Origin of the sequence: Bradyrhizobium sp. CCGUVB4N (genome assembly GCF_024199945.1) — a bacterium.
Classification (GTDB): domain Bacteria; phylum Pseudomonadota; class Alphaproteobacteria; order Rhizobiales; family Xanthobacteraceae; genus Bradyrhizobium.
The window spans coordinates 5328708-5346814 of sequence record NZ_JANADP010000001.1 but is presented as its reverse complement, the minus strand read 5'-3'; the positions used below and the strand labels follow the sequence as shown (position 1 = coordinate 5346814).

The window sequence follows — 18107 nt, the reverse complement described above, 5'->3', positions numbered from 1 at the left end:
TCGATTGGGGGATTTACGCTGGCTATTTGGCGGCTTGCGTCATCATGACGTTTGCTTATGCTCACGCAGCATCAGATAGCACCAGAGATGGATGGTCAGGGCTAAAGGCCTTGTCCATCGGCTCGGGATTCCGAGGGTGGGGCGGCGGAGGCTCGGTCTGGCCCGCGGCTGGACGAGCAGGGCGGGCTAGCGCGGGATGTGGCGCGGCGAGTGATTGCCAACGGTCGAGGACGTCCGATTGTCCTGCCGATCAGAGCGGCATTTGCAGCTTAAAAAAAGGACATTTCGGTTGTGCGCCGCGTTCAGGAACAGTGCCGGTTCGGCGGCCGCTGCTCTGTTGCCAGGGTCATCTCCGTCGGTCGGGCATCCAGATCGGCGTGATGACGCCCGGGGGATCACGGATTATGGGGCCTCCGCTTGCGCCTCGGCGGCGTTTCCATAATATGCTTCTGGAGCATCAAATAGCGTCAGGGGCGAATGGTCCAGGCGAAAGTCATTACGAAATCGGCGGAGGACTCCGCCAGCGAGATGCAGCGATCCTTTGCGGAGAATCTTCGTCTGGCCTGTAGCTACGCGCCGTCCGTTTCGGAGGTCTGTCGTCGCCTCGACATCAACCGCACGCAGTTCAACCGTTATCTGCGCGCGGCGGCGCGTCCGTCGCCTAACATCCTCAATCGCTTGTGCGATTATTTTGGAGTTGAGGCGTCGGAATTCCATCTCGCACCGGCGCAGTTTGCGCGCATCATAGCGCTCAAGCGACGGACGTCGAAGCCGCGTCCACCCTATGCGGATGGCATCGACCGGCTGCGCGCGGCATCGCTTCCGGCGCTACGCGGTTATGTCGGCTACTATCACGTCTACTATTATTCGATGAGCTCGCCGGGAATGGTCCTGCGCGGGCTCACGCACCTGTTTACGCACCAAAACCAGGTCTACTATCGGCGTATCGAACATTTCTCCGATCCGGAGCGGAGGGGCGCGGCCTACAAGTGCCGATATTCCGGCGCCGCCTTGTTTCTCGAGGATCGAATATTTCTGGTCGATTACGAGACCCTGACCGGCAACGAGGTCACGCAGACCATCCTGTTTCCTTCGCGACGCAACAAGATCGCCCGGTTGACCGGGCTGATCATGGGGGTGTCGTCCGGAAGCCAGCGCAGAATTGCCTGCTCCCGCGTGGTGTTCGAATGGTTGGGCGCGGAGATCGAAGTCCGGCCCGCGCTGACGAATTGCGGGCTGTTTGCGCCCGATGCGCCGACGATCCCGCGTTCGATACGGGACATGATCGACAACACCATGCAGCCGAGTGCACCGCTGTTTTACCCGGTCGATGCATGACGTAGCTGGCGCGGCTCGCGACGCCGGCGCCAATTGCGACTTGAAGGCGTTTGCCGCCCGTCACTATTGTTCAGGCCGCGCCTCCGACAACTCCAGCCAAAGCCGGACGAGCGCTGCCTCGGCCGTTTCTGCATCGCCATTTTCCACGCCAAGACGCCAGAGCGGCGCGCCAGCCGCATAGGCGCCGGGTGCGAGGCCGCCTTGCTCGCACTGGCTGACTGCGCGCAACCGACACCCTCTTCGAAGTGCAGCATCGAGAGCGTCAAGGAGAGCGGCATTGCTGACGATCGTACCCGGTCCGAACAGCCGCAGGACAGCGCCGTCGAGCTCCGCGAGCGCCGCCGAGACCATGCCGGCGGGCATGCCGGGTGAGATCGTCAGGATCGCCACGCGAACATCGCCGAAACGTCGAGGGCGAAACTGCGCAGCGCCGATCGGCGGTGTGACGGCGCGAAAGGAGTCTGGTGCGCTGGAATGGCGCTTGACCAGTCCGGTCGCAGCGACCGTGCGCCCGGCGAAGGCAAGCCAGACACCGGGAGGCGCGGTGAGGGCAGATTGCAATGCGAGCTCGAGATTCGATTCAGCGTCCCCGCCCGTGCCGAGCGGGCGCATCGCACCGCTCAGAATAATCGGAAAGGGTGCACCCGCCAGAGACTGACTGAGTGCAGCTCCCGTGAAGCTCATCGTGTCCGTGCCATGCGTGACGACAGCGCCGTCGCCCGACCAGTCTTCGAGATGTGAGATAATCCGGTTCCAGTGCTCGTGGCCAATGTCGGCGCTATCGACAAGGGGGTCGAACGAGCAGATCGATAAGCGCGCCCCAGGCGGTCCAAGCGCGGCGGCGGCGTCCTCCAAGACGCCGGCGGCGGGCGCGAGTCCGTCGGCGGATCCGCGCATGGCAATCGTTCCGCCCGTGTGAATGAGCAGGATTTGGGGGCTTCGTTTGTCCGAGAGCCCGGCTGGGCGATCTTGGTCCAACTTCGTCGATGCCGAGCCGCCTGTGCTGCTGGGTACGCCCGACATCATGCCTGGAAGCCTGCGACGGCACTTCCCGGTCGAGGCACGCCGCGCCTTCCCGCAAGCGAACGGTCAACCAGCTCGCGCGCGACAAGATCGGTGACGTCGATGAGTTTCTTGCCGGTTTCGATATCCGAGATCAGCGGCAGTTCGGTGCAGGCAAGAATGACATGATCCGATTTCAGCCCCTCGACGAGGGTCTGGAGGCGCGGCCGCAGCGAGGGATCGCGACTTCCGAGACGTTTCACGTCGAGAATGAGATTGTGCAGCTCCGCGGCGTTGGACGGGGTCTCGACCGCGACGATGTCCTGGAGCGACTGGTAGGCAGACCACGGTCCAAGGCTCGTGACCGGGGCCGCACCCAGAAGGGCTATGCGCTCGACGCGGTGGCGTGCGACCCAGGCGGAGAGCGCGGATTGGAATGACACGAACTCTCCCGGCAGACCGAGCGAAAGGATGCGCGGTGCGAACAAGTTGAGTGTATTGCAGGCGATGGTATAGGCATCCGCCTGGACCGCTATCGCGGCAATCGTCTGCTTCAGGCTGTGCCAGACGATTTCTTCGTTTTCTTCGAGGTCCATCGACAGGCCCAGCGTGGGCTCCGACAAGACCACCACGCGCGGGGCGTCGAGGTCTCCGCGGAAATCGCCGCCAAAAAGCGTCTGGTTGCGGGCAAGAACCTTGCTCCAAAGATCGATTCCGGCCTCTGGGCCCGAACCGGCGACAATCCCGATCGATGCGCGCGTTGCCCCTTCTGTCGTCGGCTTCATAGTGTCGGCCTTGCTTGCATGATTTGTCTTCGTAGATCGTCTTTCGCGACCTCCAAGCCAATTTCGCTTTCTGTCGCTTGATGATGCGAAACGATGCTAGAAGCGCGCCAGAGAGCGCAGCCATGCAGAGCGGGTCTCGAGAGTCCCGACGGGATCAATTCTCCAGCCTGGTTCTGGCTCGCCCGCCGCGGCGGCGCATCGCCGCAGCGGGCAGGCCGATTACGGCCTTATCACCGTCATGTTGAACGGGCCGGCGTTGGCGGCGGCATAGGCGACGGCCTCGTTGGCGTGGTCGAGGTCGAAGGCCTTCGTCTCGTACTGATCGAGGCGCAGGAGCCCCGCGCGGACCATCGCGATGAGGCGGATGGCTGCATCCGGCGGATACATCCAGACCCCGTGGATGGTGATGCATTCACGCATGATCCAGTTGTAGGGCAGCTCCAGGCCCGGGCCGCCCAGCATGTTGACGCCGCCCATCAGCACCACGCGCCCGTAGGGGCGCACCGTCATGATCGCGGCGCGCACCACATTCGTCGAGACCGAAGGGGGCATGATGTCGAACACGCAATCGATCGGGCCGGGTGCTGCGCGCTTCATGCTCTCGCGATCGTCGGCCTCATTGCCCGAAAGCTTCACCGGCTTGACGCGCTCGCCGTAGCGACGCACGAGCTCGGCGAGCATTTTCTCGTTGCGCCCCGGCGCCACGACCCAGGCCGCGCCCATCGCCAGCGCCACCGCCACCGCGGCGCTACCGAAATTGCCGGTCGCGCCGCTCACCAGCACGGTCTCGCCGGGTTGGAGTTTTGCGGCCAGGAAGCCGCCATAAGGCACGAGCATGGTGCTGAGCGCGCACCATTGTGCGGCTTCGGCGTCCGTGACCCGGCCGAGCCGCTTCACGTTCTCAGTCGGCAGCCGCATCTGCTCGGCAAAGGAGCCGTGGCGAAAATATTTCTGCAGCCGCATGCCGCCGTCGCCGCGCGCGCTCACGCCCTGCAGCGTGATGTCGGGCGCAATTGCGTCGTCGCGCGAGCGCACGGTTGGATCGCACAGCACCCAGTCGCCGACGGCAAGCTTGGTCGCGTCCGGTCCGAACGCGCGCACGCGGCCGACGCCGCCGGCGCCTGGGACCACCGGCAGGTCGAGGGCGTATTTGCGCTCGCCGCTCAACACCTCGTTCGTATAGGACAACACGCGGGTGGACACGATATCGACGATCACCTCGCCGGTGCCGAGCACCGGGTCGGGCACGTTCTCGATCGCGAGCGGGGATCCGAAGGATTTGAGCACGGCAGCTTTCATGTGGTCACCTCATTGTGGGGTGATGGGCATATGGACCGCTTGTCGCGCGCCGGGAAGGCCTGGTATTATCCTAGTACTCGATAAGCCCTCCATCCGCGGGGACACATTCATGGCCGACCCACGCCGCGTCGAATTCGGCGATTTCCTCCGCTCCCGCCGCGAAAAGCTGTCGCCGAAGTCGGTGGGTCTTCCCACGGGCCAGCGGCGGCGCACCGCGGGGCTGCGCCGCGAGGAGGTGGCCCAGCTCGCCGGCATTGGTGTCGACTGGTACATCCGTCTGGAGCAGGGGCGCACCGTCAGCCCGTCGGTCACCACGGTCGATGCACTGGCGCGCGCGCTGCGTCTGAGCAAGACCGAGCATGCGCATCTCAAGGACCTCGCGCGCGATGGCGACAGGCGTCCCTTCACTCGCGAGGTGGTGCCGCCGCCGATCCTGCGCCTGGTCGAGAGCCTGCCGCACCCGGCCTACATCACGGGGCGGCGCTGGGATGTGCTGGCGTGGAACGCGGCCGCCGAGGAGATCTTCGCGTTCGGCCGGCTGCCGGAAGAGGATCGCAACACGCTGCTCCAGATGATGACCAACAAGAAGACGCGAAAATCCTATGGCGCGGGCTGGGCCGATGTCGCCAAGCGCATGGTGGCGATGTTTCGTGCCACCCATGACGTCTGGGCCGGCGATCCCGCCTTTGCGGAATTGCTGACGCGGCTCCGCGAAGGCAGTCCCGAATTCGTCAAATGGTGGGGCGCGCATGAGGTGCACGGCACCCTGTCGGGCCGCAAGACCATGACCCATCCCACCAAGGGCGTGCTGCATTTCGAGCACACCAGCTTTCAGGCCAACGACGATCCCGCGCTGAAGCTCGTGATTTATACGCCGGTGTAGGGTCGGGTGAACCGCTTTGCGAAACGATGAGGTTTCGGAGTAGGTTCGTCATCGGATACACCGGGGTGGGCTTGGACAGTGACGGGCACGAAACGAACGCGCGAGGGAAGCGGCCGGGTCAAGCTCGAGGCGGTCGCAAGTGCCGCGAATGTATCGACGGCCACCGTGTCGCGGGTGTTCAACGAGCCGGACAAGGTCTCCGAGGCGATCCGGGAGCGCGTGAGGGAGGCGGCGCGCGCGCTCAACTGGATTCCCAATGCGGCGGGCAGGGCGCTGGCGTCGAGCCGGACGCACATCATGGGCGCGATCATTCCGACGCTGGACAACGAGATCTTCGCGCGTCAGATCGGCGGGATGCAGGCCGTCTTCAGCAATGCCGGCTTCACGCTGTTTCTGGGCTGCTCCAATTATGACCCGCTCGAAGGCTTGCGGCAGGCGGAGGCCATGCTCGCCCGGGGCGTGGAGGCGATTGCGCTCGTCGGCGAGAACCATCCCGCGGAGCTGTTCGCGGCGCTGAAGGCGCGCGACATTCCCTATGTCGTCACATACTCCTACAGCAAGCTGTCCGAGCACCCCTGCATCGGGTTCGACAATCGCGCCGCCTTCACCCGGATTACGGATCATCTGCTCTCGCTCGGCCATCGCCGCTTCGCCGGCATCTTCCAGCCGGTGGCGAACAACGATCGTGTCACTGCGAGGCTTGCCGGCGTGAGGGACGCGCTGGCGGCTGCGGGTCTGCAACTGTCGGACGACAATCTGCTGATCGGTCCGTCGACGCTGGAATTCGGCGCCGAGAGTTTTTCGCACTTGATGACACGGCAAGGAGAGGCGCGACCGACGGCGATCGTTTGCGGCAACGACAACATCGCGCTCGGCGCATTGATGGCCGCCAACACGCTTGGCCTGACAGCGCCCAGGGATTTCTCGATCACCGGGTTCGACGATCTCGCGATCTCGTCGCGTTTCGCCCCACGCCTGACCACCATGAAGGTCGACAACCAGGCCATCGGCACGTTGGCCGCCAATCAGCTTCTCGCAGTCGTTGCCGGCCGCCAGGCTGGCCCGCAGTCCGAAGAGGTCGCTCCCGTGCTGCAGGTGAGGGACAGCTCCGGCCGCTGGTCCGAAGATCGCGCGTGATATCCGGCCGGGGAAGGGTGCCCCGCTGGTAGGCTCGCGAGATGGCTGGTCTGCACGAAGCTAAAGCCGAAGTATCTTATTGAAAGACAGGGGAAAACGGCTCTTCCGTCAAAATTGACACCACTTATGTAAGCGCTTACAGAAGCCGCGGCTCATTGCCATAAGCGTAACGAGCGTTTCGCAGGGAAGCGCCACGGGAGGACATGCGGGAATGCGGGTTGGTCTGTCGAAAACATTGAACGGCTGCGCGGTCGCAGTGACGCTTCTGCTTAGCTCCTTCGCGGCGTCGCCGGCGGCCCACGCCAAAGAGAAGCTCGTGGTCTGGTGGAACAAGGGCTTCTACTCGGCCGAAGAGGACGCGCTGCTGCAGGCGATCCACAAATTCGAAGCCAAGACCGGCGTGAAGGTCGAGCTGTCGCAATATGCGACGCAGGACATCATTCCGAAGACCGTCGCTGCGCTCGATTCCGGTACGGTGCCGGATGTCGCCTATGCCGACACTTTCAACTTCCAGAGCGTCGGTAAATGGGCGGCCGAAGGCAAGCTCGAAGACCTCAGCTCCGTGCTGACGCCGCTCAAGGACCAGTTCGACAAGACCGCACTCGAGACGGTGATGCTCCAGAACGAGCAGACCAAGAGCAAGGGCTACTACGCCTTCCCGGTCAAGCAGGCGACGCTGCATCTGCACTACTGGAAAGACATGCTCGAGGAGGGCGGTCTCAAGGAAAGCGACATCCCGAAGGACTGGAAAGGCTTCTGGTCATTCTGGTGCGACAAGGCGCAGCCAGCGGTCCGCAAGGCGAGCGGCAAGCGCGTCTACGGCATCGGTCTGCCGATGGGCGTGGACAGCAGCGACAGCCTGATCGGCTTTCTGACCTTCGCCGAGGCCTACAACGTCGTCATGGTCGACGACAGCGGCAAGCTGCTGCTCGACGATCCCAAGATGAAGGCCGGTCTCGTTGCCGCGCTGAGGGACTACACCGATATCTACAAGAAGGGCTGCGTCCCGTCCTCCGCGACGAGCTGGAAGGATGCCGACAACAACGTCGCCTTCCACAACAAGACGACGGTGATGACCTTCAACCCGACCATCTCGATCCCCGGCAAGTGGCTGGATGACTCGACCAACCAGACCCTGACCGCCGAGCAGCGGGACGAGGCCAAGAAGAACTACGAAGAGCGCATCCGGACGCTGCCCTGGCCGAGCAAGCCGGACGGTACGCCGATGCACACCCGCAGTTCGGTCGTGGTCGGCGTGATCTTCCAGCAGGCGAAGAACAAGGCGCGCGCCAAGGAGTTCGTGCAGTTCCTGCTTCAGGACGAAAACCTCCAGCCGTACGTCGAAGGCGCGCTGGGCCGCTGGTTCCCGGTGAAGACCGCCGCCGTGAAGTCGGCGTTCTGGAACGGCGACGAGCACCGCAAGATCCTGCGCGACCAGTTCGCAGCCGGCGTCGGCGGCTACGAGATGACGCGGAACTATAAGTTCACCACGGTTAACAACGAGAACGTCTGGGCGAAAGCCACGATCCGTGTGGTGCTCGACAAGGTGCCGCCGGAACAGGCCGTCGACGAGATGATCGACCGCATCAAGAAGATCGTCAGCGAATGACCTCTGGCGTCCGCAGCAGCGCGTGTTGCCGCTGCGGACTCCCCCTTGCCATTGATCTATACTCGCGAGCGGGCAGCGAAACCGCTGCCATGCTCGCCACTCTTTGGAGCTAGCCTGTGACCATCGCTCTCAAGGGCATCATTCCCGTGATGCTGACGCCATTCACCGAGGCGAAGACGATCGACTATTCCGGCCTCGAAAGGCTGATCGAGTGGTATATCGCCAACGGTGCCGACGCATTGTTCGCGGTCGCCCAGTCGAGCGAGATGCAGTTCCTGACGCTGGACGAACGCGTCGAGCTGGCGCGGTTCGTCGCCAGGACGGCTGCCGGCCGGCTTCCCGTCATCGCGTCCGGCCATATCAGCGAATCCAGGGAAGACCAGCTCACCGAGCTGACGTCGATCGCGAAGACGGGCGTCGATGGACTGGTGCTGGTGACCAACCGTCTCGCGTCCCTCGATCTGGCGGGGGCGAATTTCACCGACAATGTGGCCTGGCTGCTCGACAGGCTGCCCAGGGACATGACCCTCGGTCTTTATGAATGCCCGGCACCGTTCCGCCGGCTTCTCTCCGACGATGAGCTGGCCTTTTGCGCCGACAGCGGCCGCTTCGCAATTCTCAAGGACGTTTCGTGTGACCTTCCGACCGTGCAGCGCCGGGTCAAGCTGACGAACGGCTCGCCGCTCCGGATCGTCAACGCCAATGCCGCGATCGCCTTCGACGCGATGAAGTCGGGAGCTCCCGGATTCACCGGTGTGTTCACGAACTTCCACCCCGACCTCTACAAATGGCTGCTGACGCAGCACCAGAAACATCCGTCGCTGGCGAATGAGCTGTCAGTCTATCTCGCGTTGGCCGCGATGGCGGAGCCGATGGGCTATCCGAAACTGGCCAAGCTCTATCATCAGCGGCTCGGCACCTTTTCCTGCATCGAGAGCCGGGCGGTCGATTTCGACATTCGCGAGCGCTTCTGGGCGCTCGATGCATTGATCGACAAGATCGTCGAGGGACAGCAGTCGTTCCGCGCGAAGATCGCAGCCGCAGGCTGAGCGCGACGCGCTCTCGAAAGGACCGCGATCGTCACGTCAGGCCGTCGATGATATCGACGCGCCTGCGACCCTAGCTGCCGCGCCCTGATTGAGGCACCGATGGCCAGGGGCTCTTCGGGGCGGCCGTCGCCGGCGGGCAATTTGCCTCGAGCTGCGTCCATGCCGCTGCCAGGCCCGTCATGTCGATGTCGAACTTGGTCGTGTCCGCCGTTTCGTCCGGCTGCCGCAGGGTCTCCCGGACATGCAGGGAGCGGGACGCCATGATCGCCCTGAACGTGCCGAAATCGAGCGAGCCGCTCCACATTTCGTATTTGCCGGCCCGCACCGATAATCCTCCGGCTTCCTCGTTGGGAGCCGCGTCCGCCGCCATCATGATCGTGCGTTTGCCGACCGCGGCCTCATCGATCTCGGCCGCGAACATCAGCGGCACGCGATTCTTGTTGTTGCAATACAGGCGCCATTCCATCGTTCGGAACGGCGGGCCGTTGTCGTTCTTCAGCGTCGCGAACTTGCTGATGTAAGGCCGGGCTCCCTTCTCCAGCCGCCACATCGTCTCGGCAAGCGGTCGCGTGTCGATCCCGAACCGATACAGTTCGGCGCGCGTCAGCATGTGCAGGTTTTCGAACTTCACGGTCCGGATCAGATCATCGAGCTCACGGCTGATCCCCATCGCGGCAACATAGGCGGTGCGGTCGCGGTCGCCGCTTGCCGTTCGACGCCGCCTGAACTCGGCGATCACTTCCGGGGACGGATGGCCGTGAATGGCAAAGACGAGCCTGGAGTTATGGACCGCCAGCGCAGCGTCAGGGGCCACCTCGCGCGACGTCGCGCCGAGGAAGAGGTAACCGCAGGCCGAGTTGCACATCGCATGGTAGGTGGTCAGCTCGGCCTCGACTTCGCCGGCTGCGTTCTTCGTCTTCAGGCATGCGGCGTCCACCTGCGTGCCCGCTGCACAGGCCGTCGCGATGGTCTGGCCGACCCGTGCGACCGCCTTGCGGGCGCGCAGCAGCCGCCCGATGACATAGGACTGCTCCACATTGCCGCCCGGCGAATGGAGATAGATCGGACGCTGCGTGTCCTTGACGCCGGCGAGGAAGCGGCGAACGCGGGATGCCGCGTCATTGTCGACCTGGCCCTCGATCGCGATCCAGCGATCGCAGCCCGGCCCGCACGCGTCCTGGGGTCCCTTGGCAAGGTAGATCGTCAGCCTGGAGGCAAACCCCGCGATCTCGGCCGGTGTCGGTTCTGCACGCGATGTGCCGGGGAGCGAGAGCACGGCCACGAGGAGCAAAATGCGGGCAAGCATGAACTGACGGGACCAGACGCAGTGAAAGATACGTGCCGACGTTACAGGATGATCGGATAGGTCACAACTTTTAGTGGCATGTTGGGAGGCCGCGAGCTTATTGTGTCACAAGCGCGGATCGATCCCTTCCATTGACGAGCCCGCGCATGGATTTGCCGCCGACAGGCCCGTGATGCGTGAACCTGCGACTTCCAACTATTACGCCGGCCACAGTGCGCTTACCGATCCCGGCGCTTATGCCAATTTGATTGGCGGCCTCGCGCTGGATATTCCAGCCTTGTGTCGCATCCTGCACGGACTGCTGATCCATGAGGCATGGATCGAGAGGCAGGGCTTCGACCCTGCCGCGTTCTCCGGTCAAAGCCGTGCCACGCTGCCTGTGTCCAAACGTCTGGATCAACTTCTGGCGATCGACCCGAGACCGCTGACGATCGCGCGACCGGGCGAGTCGAGAGCCCTGGCGACGTGCCGGGATTACGCATTGATCTTATGCGCCGTTCTTCGCCAACACGGCGTGCCGGCCCGCGTCCGCTGCGGCTTCGGCAGTTACTTTACAGGGCATCCCTATCACGATCACTGGGTGTGCGAGTATTGGGCGCGGGATGAACAACGCTGGGTCCTGGTCGATGCGGAGCTCGACGAGCCGCACCGCAACCTCCTCCAATTCGATTTTGAACCAACCGATGTTCCGCGTACGGCGTTCATCACCGGTATCGAGGCGTGGCAACGATGCCGAGCCGGCGCGATCGATCCCGCGCAGCTCGGCCATGGCACGACCTCCGGCCTGTTCTTCGCGCGCGTCAACCTGGCGCGCGATCTGCTCGCGCTCGCCAAGAAGGAAATCTCGCCATGGGACACGTGGCGTGCGGCGCGCGAACCGCATCTCGAGCTGGATGAGGCCGCTCTGTTGCTCTGTGATGGTCTGGCGCAGCGGGGCGAGGAGGGCGCCGTCGATATCGCGCCGTCGTTGAGCGCTCCGCCCTGGCTCTAAGAGAGGCGTACGCGCTCCTCAATCGACGCGCCACGAGCGGCGAGCGGCCACCCGTTTTTTCTGCGCTTGCGCGCGCGTCCAACATGAACGCGCTTGTGTCGATCGCGCGTGAGAATGTGGCGACAATGCGGAAAGCAAACGCAGCACGCATTCATCAATGTTCTGATCACAGGATTGTGCGCGCGACGTTGTTTCGCGCGTTCGCAGTGCATGTCGCGTCAATGACATTGGAACTGCTGAAGAGTCTTGTTTCAAAGGGTTTCCGCGCGCGCCTCGCTAAACTTTCATTAATGTAGCGCGGCCCTTTGAGGTGAACTGTGGCGTCGAGGTTACAGCAATTCCGACGATCGCTGTTATGACGACGCCATGGCCCGGGGGCCTAATGACGAAACTGGAACGGGATTAATATGAACAAGAACATGTTGCTCGCTGCTGTGAGCCTCGTCGCGATCAGCGCGACTGCACCGGCGCTGGCTGCTGACCTCGCTGCGCGGCCCTACACCAAGGCGCCGGCGATGATCGCGACCGTCTATGACTGGAGCGGCTTCTACATCGGTATCAACGGCGGCGGCGCTTCCGCGCACACGACCTGGAATCAGACCGCTCCGCTGGTTGGCGGCGAGGGTTCCCACAACGCCACGGGCGGCACGGTCGGTGGTCAGGTCGGCTATCGCTGGCAGTCGGCACAGTGGGTGTTCGGTCTGGAAGGCCAGGGCAACTGGGCTGACTTCTCCGGCGATAATCTCAGCGCTCTGACCGGCTTCACCAATCGCTCGAAGATCGATTCGTTCGGTCTGCTCACCGGTCAGGTCGGCTACGCCTGGAACAACGTCCTGCTCTACGCGAAGGGCGGTGCGGCTGTGGTTGGCACCAAGAACGAGCTGCGTGCTGCCGGCGCGACGTTTGCTTCGGTCAACGACACCCGTTGGGGCGGCACTGTCGGTGCTGGCCTCGAGTTCGGCTTCGCTCCGAACTGGTCGGTTGGCGTCGAGTACAACCACATCTTCCTGTCGGGCAAGGATGTCACCTTCACCGGCGTCCAGACCGACCACATCAAGCAGGACGTCGACATGGGTCTCGTCCGCCTGAACTACAAGTTCGGCGGCCCGATCATCGCGAAGTACTGAGCAAAGTACCGAGACTGATCGCTTCGAGAGAGGCGATCATCGAAAGCCCCGGCCTTGCGCTGGGGCTTTTTTGTTGTGCGAATTCAGCGAGTTAACCATTTCAATTTGAAGCACCTGAGTCGGCTTGACTCCCCGGAACAAAATGAGAACAATGTTCTTCATACGTTCTGGTGATGGAGCAAGCCATGTTCAGGATTTTCGTGGAAGAAGCCGCTGCACTGACGTCGATCGCGCTGTTCGTCGGGATGATCGCGATCTGGGCCCAAGTCATCCCGCAGCTGTGATCCCGCAGCTCCAGCCAAGCGGGTCGCTTGGGGAAAAGCAGGATGAGGCGGCCGATCGGCGGCTGCGGCGTGGACTCTGGCGCGGCGAGCCCCCACCATTGTGAGGCGAGTCGGCCGGGCGATGCAGGGGATGCCTCCACTGCCGGCGACCGCTCCAACGCATCTCACAAGAGGCCGTTACGCGACCATGCCGAGCGCCGGATTTGTCCACCTTCACGTTCACTCGGCCTATTCGCTGCTCAAGGGCTCGATCAAGATCGCCAAGCTCGCCGAGCTTGCGAAGAAGGATCATCAGCCGGCGCTGGCACTGACCGACACCGACAATCTGTTCGGTGCGCTCGAATTCTCCGACAAGCTGGCGGGGTCCGGCATTCAGCCGATCGTCGGCCTGGAGCTCGCGATCGATTTCGGCGACCAGGATCCCAACGCGCGCAACGCGCTCCCGCCTTCGCGCGTGGTGCTGCTGGCCGCCCAGGAGCGCGGCTACCGCAGCCTGATGCGGCTGAATTCGCGCGCGTTCCTCGAATCACCCGACAGCCACGCACCGTTCATCAAGTTCGACTGGTTCGACGGCGAGACCGAGGGCCTGATCGCGCTGACCGGCGGCCCGGACGGGCCGATCTCGCTCGCGCTGGCGGCGGGGCAGGCCGAGATCGCGGCCACGCGCTGTGAGCGTCTCGCCGGCCTGTTCGGCGACCGCCTCTATGTCGAATTGCAGCGCCACAACATCGACAAGGAACGGCGAATCGAGAGCGGGCTGATCGACATCGCCTACGCGAAGGGCCTGCCGCTGGTCGCGACCAACGAACCGTATTTCGCGTCGACCGACGACTACGAGGCGCACGACGCGCTGCTCTGCATCGCCGGCGGCCGGCTGATCGCCGAGACCGAGCGCGAGCAGCTCACGCCCGATCACCGCTTCAAGACCCGCGCCGAGATGGCGGTGCTGTTCGCCGACATTCCGGAAGCGCTGGCGTCCACAGTGGAGATCGCCGAGCGCTGCTCGTTCCGCCCGATGACGCGCAAGCCGATCCTGCCGTTCTTTACCGTCGGTGCCGCCGGCAGCTCCGATGCGGCTTCGGTCGAAGCGGCCGAGCTGAAGCGACAAGCGGAGGAGGGGCTCGCCAATCGCCTGCGCGTGCACGGCCTGTCGCAGGGCATGACGGAGGAGGACTACAACAAGCGTCTGGCGTTCGAGCTCGACGTCATCATGCGCATGAAGTACGCCGGCTACTTCCTGATCGTGTCCGACTTCATCAAATGGGCAAAGAGCCAGGGCATTCCGGTCGGACCGGGCCGCGGCTCCGGCGCGGGCTCGCTGGTGGCGTGGGCGCTGACCATCACCGACCTCGACCCGATCAAGTTCGGCCTGCTGTTCGAGCGCTTCCTCAATCCCGAGCGCGTCTCGATGCCGGACTTCGACATCGACTTCTGCCAGGATCGCCGCGGCGAGGTGATCAGGTACGTCCAGGAGCGCTACGGTCGCGACCAGGTCGCGCAGATCATCACCTTCGGTACGCTGCAGGCACGCGGCGTGCTGCGCGACGTCGGTCGCGTGCTGCAGATGCCGTACGGCCAGGTCGACAAGCTCACGAAGCTCGTGCCGCAGAATCCGGCCGCGCCGGTCACGCTGGCGGCTGCGATCGAGAGCGAGCCGAAACTCCAGGCGTTCCGCGACGAAGACCCGGTGGTGGCGCGCGCCTTCGACATTGCGCAGCGCCTCGAAGGCCTGACGCGGCACGCTTCGACCCACGCGGCCGGCATCGTGATCGGCGATCGCCCCCTGAGCGAACTCGTGCCGATGTACCGCGATCCGAAGTCGGACATGCCGGTGACCCAGTTCAACATGAAATGGGTCGAGCCGGCCGGCCTCGTGAAGTTCGACTTCCTCGGCCTCAAGACGCTGACCGTGCTGGACGTCGCGTGCAAGCTGCTCAAGCCGCGCGACATCCATGTTGATCTCGCGACGCTGCCGATCGACGATGCCGAAAGCTATCAGATGCTGGCGCGCGGCGAGGTGGTCGGCGTGTTCCAGGTTGAAAGCCAGGGCATGCGCCGCGCGCTGGTCGACATGCGTCCTGACCGTTTCGAGGACATCATCGCGCTGGTCGCGCTGTATCGCCCGGGCCCGATGGCGAACATCCCGACCTATTGCTCGCGCAAGCACGGCGACGAGGAGCCGGAATATCTGCATCCCGTGCTCGAGCCGATCCTGAAAGAAACCTTCGGCGTCATCATCTACCAGGAACAGGTGATGCAGATCGCGCAGGTGATGTCGGGTTATTCGCTCGGCGACGCCGACCTGCTGCGCCGCGCCATGGGCAAGAAGATCCGCGCCGAGATGGACAAGCAGCGCGACATCTTCGTCGCCGGCGCGGTGAAGAACGGCGTGCCGAAGGGGCAGGCCGAGACCATCTTTGAGCTGCTGGCGAAATTCGCCGACTACGGCTTCAACAAGAGCCACGCGGCGGCCTACGCGCTGGTGTCCTACCACACCGCCTACATGAAGGCGCATTATCCGGTGGAGTTCATCGCGGCGTCGATGACGCTCGATCTCAACAACACGGACAAGCTCTCCGAATTCCGCTCCGAGGCGCAACGCCTCGGCATCAAGGTCGAGCCGCCGAATATCAACCGCTCCGGCGCGACCTTCGAGGTCGGCGACAAGGTCATCTACTACGCGCTCGCCGCGCTGAAGGGCGTCGGCATCCAGGCGATCGATCAGATCATCGAGGAGCGGACCAAGCGCGGTCTGTTCACCTCGCTCGCCGACTTCGCCGCGCGGGTCAATCCGCGTGCGATCAACAAGCGCATCATCGAAAGTCTCGCCGCCGCCGGCGCCTTCGACACGCTGGAGCCGAACAGGGCGCGGGTCTTCGCCGGTGCGGATTCGATCCTGGCGGCGTGCCAGCGCGCGCATCAGGCCGAGACCATCGGCCAGAACGACATGTTCGGCATGTCAGCGGACGCGCCGACCATCATGCTGCCGCAGATCGAGCCCTGGCTGCCGGCCGAAAAGCTCCGTCGCGAATACGACGCCGTCGGCTTCTTCCTGTCGGGCCATCCGCTCGACGATTACGCCATGGTGCTGAAGCGGCTGCGGGTGCAAAGCTGGGCGGAATTTTCACGCGCCGTGAAGACAGGTGCGACCGCCGGCAAGGTCGCGGCCACCGTGGTGTCGCGCATGGAGCGGCGCACTAAGACCGGCAACAAGATGGGCATCATGGGATTGTCCGATCCCACGGGTCATTTCGAGGCCGTGCTGTTCTCCGAGGGCCTCGCGCAATATCGCGACGTGCTGGAGCCGGGCGCTGCCGTGCTGCTGCAGCTCGGCGCCGAATTGCAGGGCGAGGATGTCCGCGCCCGCGTGTTGCATGCCGAGCCGCTGGACGACGCCGCGGCCAAGACGCAGAAGGGCCTGCGCATCTTCGTGCGCGACACCAAGCCGCTGGATTCGATCGCCAAGCGCCTGGCCGGACCGGAGGCTGCGGGCGCGAACGGCGCCGCGCCAAAGGTCGGCAGTCCCGGCATCGCACCGCGCGGTAACGGCGACGGTGAAGTTTCGCTGGTGATGATGCTCGACCTCGAGACCGAGGTCGAGATGAAGCTGCCCGGCCGCTTCAAGGTCTCGCCGCAGATCGCGGGCGCCATCAAGGCGGTGGCCGGCGTGGTGGACGTGCAGCAGATCTAGCCTTGCTGCTGCGACCGTATGATCGGTCTGGTGGATCCGATCCTGCCATTGCAACCAAGCGATGTTTCCGGCTAGCATGCCTTTCGGGGAATGAAGTTCGGGGGCGTGATGCTATTGCGTGGGCTGGTGCTGCTCGTGGCCGCGGCGATGCTGTGCGGCTGTGAGACGACTGCGAGAAGCGGGCTGGATTATTCGGAAACGCTGCGGAAGATCGGGCCACCGAAAGCGGGGCAGGCGCGCATCGTGGTGTTTCGTGAAAAAGGCTTTGGCGGTCTTGCCGATGCGGGCTGGGGATTCAAGCTCGATGGCACGCCGCTCTCGGGGCTGAAGACCGGGACTTATGTCTATGCGGATCGTCCGGCGGCAGGGCCGCATTGGTTCGTGGCGGAGGAGCCGGGCTTTCCCGGCGTGACGCATGTCGAGTTTTCCGCGCGCCCAGGCGAGACCTTGTTTTTTGTCGCCCGCGTGAGCGAGCGCAAGAATGCCGTGATCGCAAACGCGAGTACGGGGGTGTTGGGCTATGGTCTGACGCTCGCGATGACCTCCGGCTACAAGAACCAGGGGCCCGTGGATTTCATGGCGCTGGACGAAACCGCCGCGCGAACGACGATCGCCGAGCTGAAGCTGGCCGAGGCCCAGTAGGTGCGGGGCAGGGCCTTCAGAGTTCGTGACGCCGTTGCGGCCGGGATGTAGAATATTGCGTCTGCACGGATCCCGCTGGAACAGCCGAGGAAGCGAACGATGTGCGAGAAATGCTCCGAAGATCGCTTGAGTCACACGGGGCCGTCGCGCCGATCCGCGATGCAGCTCGCTGTCGCTGCGCTGGGCACCGCCGTCGCCGGCCAAGCCTTCACCAGCCAAGCCTTCGTCAGCCAAGCCTTCGCCAAGGAGCACAAGGCCCCGCCCAAACCGCAGAACGTGCTGTCGCCGGATGCGGCACTGAAGCGGCTGACGGAGGGCAATGCGCGCTACGTCGAGGGCGTGGCGCGGCGCCACGATTTCAAGCATGAGCGCGAGGCGCTGGCCGGCGGGCAGAATCCGTTCGCGGCGGTGCTGAGCTGCGCGGACTCGCGCATCGCGCCGGAATATGCCTTCGACACCGGCCGCGGCGATCTCTTCGTCTGCCGCGTCGCCGGCAATTTTGCCGGCACCGAAACCATCGCCAGCCTGGAATACGCGGTCGCCGTGCTCAACACGCCGCTGATCCTCGTGCTCGGCCATGATGCCTGCGGCGCGGTCGATGCGACGCTGAAGGCGATCAAGGACAACACATCGCCGCCGGGACACATTCCTTCGCTGGTCGATGCGATCGCGCCGGCGGCGAAAGCTGCGATGCAGCAGGGTGGGGACGTACTCGACAAGGCGATCCGGCAGAACGTGATCGACAATGTCGGCAAGCTGAAGTCGGCCGCGCCGATCCTCAACGCGGCGGTGGAACAGGGCAAGCTCAAGGTCGTCGGTGGCATCTACCGGCTGACGACGGGAACGGTCGATCTGATCGCGCAGGGCTGAACGAATAGGCCGGCCCCTCGCTCGGTTTTGGCCGCAAGGCTTACGCGGAGCTGACGCAACATGCCGGGATCGGCGGGCGTCATGCCGCCGCCTC

At 64.1% G+C, this 18107-nt stretch carries 14 protein-coding genes; 10 read left to right on the top strand and 4 right to left on the bottom strand.

Annotation, left to right across the window (positions count from 1 at the left end; genetic code table 11):
- Nucleotides 1–477: 477 nt before the first annotated feature.
- Nucleotides 478–1338 (top strand): helix-turn-helix transcriptional regulator, encoded by an 861-nt coding sequence (locus tag NLM31_RS24590; protein ID WP_254193956.1) that lies wholly within the window; start codon nucleotides 478–480, stop codon nucleotides 1336–1338.
- Nucleotides 1339–1401: 63 nt separating this feature from the next.
- On the opposite strand, the gene NLM31_RS24585 is transcribed toward NLM31_RS24590, so the two are convergent.
- The 3 genes from NLM31_RS24585 to NLM31_RS24575 all read right to left on the bottom strand — a co-directional run bounded on the left by NLM31_RS24585 (nucleotide 1402) and on the right by NLM31_RS24575 (nucleotide 4424).
- The gene (locus NLM31_RS24585) at nucleotides 1402–2364 is read right to left on the bottom strand and encodes an asparaginase (protein WP_254193955.1); all 963 of its coding nucleotides are present in this window, start codon (nucleotides 2362–2364) and stop codon (nucleotides 1402–1404) included.
- Nucleotides 2361–3125: an aspartate/glutamate racemase family protein gene (locus NLM31_RS24580; RefSeq protein ID WP_254131824.1), complete on the bottom strand. Its 765-nt coding sequence runs from the start codon at nucleotides 3123–3125 to the stop codon at nucleotides 2361–2363. The genes NLM31_RS24585 and NLM31_RS24580 overlap by 4 nt, the downstream gene beginning before the upstream one ends.
- A gap of 219 nt (nucleotides 3126–3344) precedes the next feature.
- On the bottom strand, nucleotides 3345–4424 hold the full coding sequence (locus NLM31_RS24575) for a zinc-binding alcohol dehydrogenase family protein (RefSeq protein WP_254193954.1): 1080 nt from the start codon (nucleotides 4422–4424) through the stop codon (nucleotides 3345–3347).
- 109 nt (nucleotides 4425–4533) lie between these two features.
- On the opposite strand from NLM31_RS24575, the gene NLM31_RS24570 reads away from it, so the two are divergent.
- From NLM31_RS24570 to NLM31_RS24555, 4 genes are all read left to right on the top strand, one after another.
- A complete protein-coding gene (locus NLM31_RS24570) occupies nucleotides 4534–5307 on the top strand; it encodes a helix-turn-helix transcriptional regulator (protein WP_254193953.1) in 774 nt (257 codons plus the stop codon).
- A gap of 78 nt (nucleotides 5308–5385) precedes the next feature.
- Complete coding sequence (locus tag NLM31_RS24565) at nucleotides 5386–6444, top strand: substrate-binding domain-containing protein (protein WP_254193952.1); 1059 nt, start codon at nucleotides 5386–5388, stop codon at nucleotides 6442–6444.
- 211 nt (nucleotides 6445–6655) lie between these two features.
- Nucleotides 6656–8053, top strand: a complete 1398-nt coding sequence (locus tag NLM31_RS24560; RefSeq protein ID WP_254193951.1) for an ABC transporter substrate-binding protein — start codon at nucleotides 6656–6658, stop codon at nucleotides 8051–8053.
- A 116-nt stretch (nucleotides 8054–8169) separates the two neighbouring features.
- A complete protein-coding gene (locus NLM31_RS24555) occupies nucleotides 8170–9102 on the top strand; it encodes a dihydrodipicolinate synthase family protein (RefSeq protein WP_254131819.1) in 933 nt (310 codons plus the stop codon).
- 70 nt (nucleotides 9103–9172) lie between these two features.
- Here NLM31_RS24555 and NLM31_RS24550 read toward each other — a convergent pair whose 3' ends face one another.
- Entirely contained in the window at nucleotides 9173–10408 is a 1236-nt protein-coding gene (locus NLM31_RS24550) for a hypothetical protein (RefSeq protein ID WP_254131818.1), read from the bottom strand.
- Nucleotides 10409–10580: 172 nt separating this feature from the next.
- Between NLM31_RS24550 and NLM31_RS24545 the strand changes: the two genes are divergently transcribed.
- The 5 genes from NLM31_RS24545 to NLM31_RS24525 all read left to right on the top strand — a co-directional run bounded on the left by NLM31_RS24545 (nucleotide 10581) and on the right by NLM31_RS24525 (nucleotide 18013).
- A complete protein-coding gene (locus NLM31_RS24545; protein WP_254193950.1) occupies nucleotides 10581–11399 on the top strand; it encodes a transglutaminase-like domain-containing protein in 819 nt (272 codons plus the stop codon).
- Between the two features lie 407 nt (nucleotides 11400–11806).
- The gene (locus NLM31_RS24540) at nucleotides 11807–12526 is read left to right on the top strand and encodes an outer membrane protein (protein WP_254193949.1); all 720 of its coding nucleotides are present in this window, start codon (nucleotides 11807–11809) and stop codon (nucleotides 12524–12526) included.
- 471 nt (nucleotides 12527–12997) lie between these two features.
- Nucleotides 12998–16501 carry a DNA polymerase III subunit alpha gene (gene dnaE, locus NLM31_RS24535; RefSeq protein ID WP_254193948.1) on the top strand — a complete coding sequence of 1168 codons (3504 nt, stop codon included), beginning with the start codon at nucleotides 12998–13000 and terminating at the stop codon, nucleotides 16499–16501.
- A gap of 126 nt (nucleotides 16502–16627) precedes the next feature.
- Complete coding sequence (locus tag NLM31_RS24530; protein WP_254193947.1) at nucleotides 16628–17143, top strand: hypothetical protein; 516 nt, start codon at nucleotides 16628–16630, stop codon at nucleotides 17141–17143.
- A gap of 99 nt (nucleotides 17144–17242) precedes the next feature.
- Nucleotides 17243–18013 (top strand): carbonic anhydrase, encoded by a 771-nt coding sequence (locus NLM31_RS24525; RefSeq protein ID WP_254193946.1) that lies wholly within the window; start codon nucleotides 17243–17245, stop codon nucleotides 18011–18013.
- Nucleotides 18014–18107: the final 94 nt, after the last annotated feature.